The organism is Bradyrhizobium cytisi (genome assembly GCF_008123515.1).
GTDB lineage: Bacteria > Pseudomonadota > Alphaproteobacteria > Rhizobiales > Xanthobacteraceae > Bradyrhizobium > Bradyrhizobium cytisi.
In genome coordinates this window covers 1-1,170 of sequence record NZ_VSSR01000144.1, presented here as the reverse complement: position 1 = coordinate 1,170, position 1,170 = coordinate 1, and the positions used below count along the sequence as shown (strand labels likewise).

Below are 1,170 nucleotides of genomic sequence, written 5' to 3'. Positions count from 1 at the left end.
ACTGTGCCGAGCCACTAGTGCCTGGTGGCTATTGACTGTCTCGCGTGAATGGATCATAGGCACGCACCTTCCCCGCGTAGGTGCTGCCGGTGGGACCCAAATTGTCGTCCGTAGTCCTTTTTTCTGACGAGGGGGGTTGAGATTGCAGGCTTTCGGGCTTTGACGGGCCAAAAGCTTGCAATTTTGCTTTTGAGGATTCCGTCGAATCGCGCGGCGTGATTCCTTCGGTCGGATCGGAGGGAACGATGAAGCCGAAGGAACGACGCGACAGCGGACAAGCCGATCTCCTGCGCTCCCGGCTGGACGCGATCATCGACATGAACCATGCGCTAGTGAAGCTTTCGCGACGATCGACTGGTCGATCCTCGAAGAGCGGTTCGGCGCGGTCTATGAGGATAAGCCGGGCCGGCCGCCGCTGCCGACGCGGCTGATGGCAGGACTTGCCATCCTCAAGCACATCTACGACCTCTCCGACGAGGTCTTGTGCGAGCGCTGGGTGGAGAACCCCTATTACCAGTTCTTCTGCGGCGAGGAGTTCTTCCAGCACCGCATGGTGTTCGACCGCACGTCGCTAACGCGCTGGCGCCAGCGCACGGGCGAGGAGAAGCTGCAGGCGCTGCTGCAGGAGAGCCTTGCGGTCGCCACCGGGACCGAGGCGATCAGGCCGTCCGATCTCAACCGCGTCATCATCGACACCACGGTGCAGCCCAAGAACGTCATGTTCCCGACCGATGCGCGGCTTCTGAACCGCGCCCGCGAGATCCTGGTGCGGCTTGCCAGGAGGTCCGGTATCAAGCTGCGTCAGTCCTATGCCAGGGTGGGCAAGTTCGCGCTGATCAAGCACCAGCGTTATGCCCATGCCAAGCAGTTCAAGCGCGCCAACCGAGCCTTGAAGAAGCTCAAAACCTACCTCGGCCGCGTCATCCGCGACATCGGCCGCAAACTCTGTGGCAACGCCGCCTTGCTGGGTGGGATCGTGCTGGAGCGAATGCTGGCGCGGGCGCGACGAGTGCCTGAGCAGAAGCAGCACCAGCGCGGCCCGAAAGTCTACTCGCTGCACGCGCCAGAGGTGGACTGCATCGGCAAGGGCAAGGCGCACCGGCCCTACGAGTTAATGGCATGGACCACGCCCGCTCTCAGCGGCAACATCTAGTTTGAGCACAGATCTTC

The 1,170-nt window shown here is 62.1% G+C and carries 1 protein-coding gene and 1 pseudogene; one reads left to right on the top strand and one right to left on the bottom strand.

Annotated elements, in window-relative coordinates; genetic code table 11:
- Positions 1-28 precede the first annotated feature (28 nt).
- Positions 29-319 (bottom strand): hypothetical protein, encoded by a 291-nt coding sequence (locus FXB38_RS43405; protein WP_187435527.1) that lies wholly within the window; start codon positions 317-319, stop codon positions 29-31.
- On the opposite strand from FXB38_RS43405, the pseudogene FXB38_RS41950 reads away from it, so the two are divergent.
- Positions 246-1,111, top strand: a pseudogene (locus tag FXB38_RS41950) (IS5 family transposase); the annotation flags it as partial. The gene FXB38_RS43405 and the pseudogene FXB38_RS41950 overlap by 74 nt on opposite strands.
- Positions 1,112-1,170: the final 59 nt, after the last annotated feature.

What these genes read in the sequence shown, in the direction of transcription:
- FXB38_RS43405 (WP_187435527.1), bottom strand. Translation starts at nt 319, where the DNA reads ATGTCGATGATCGCGTCCAGCCGGGAGCGCAGGAGATCGGCTTGTCCG.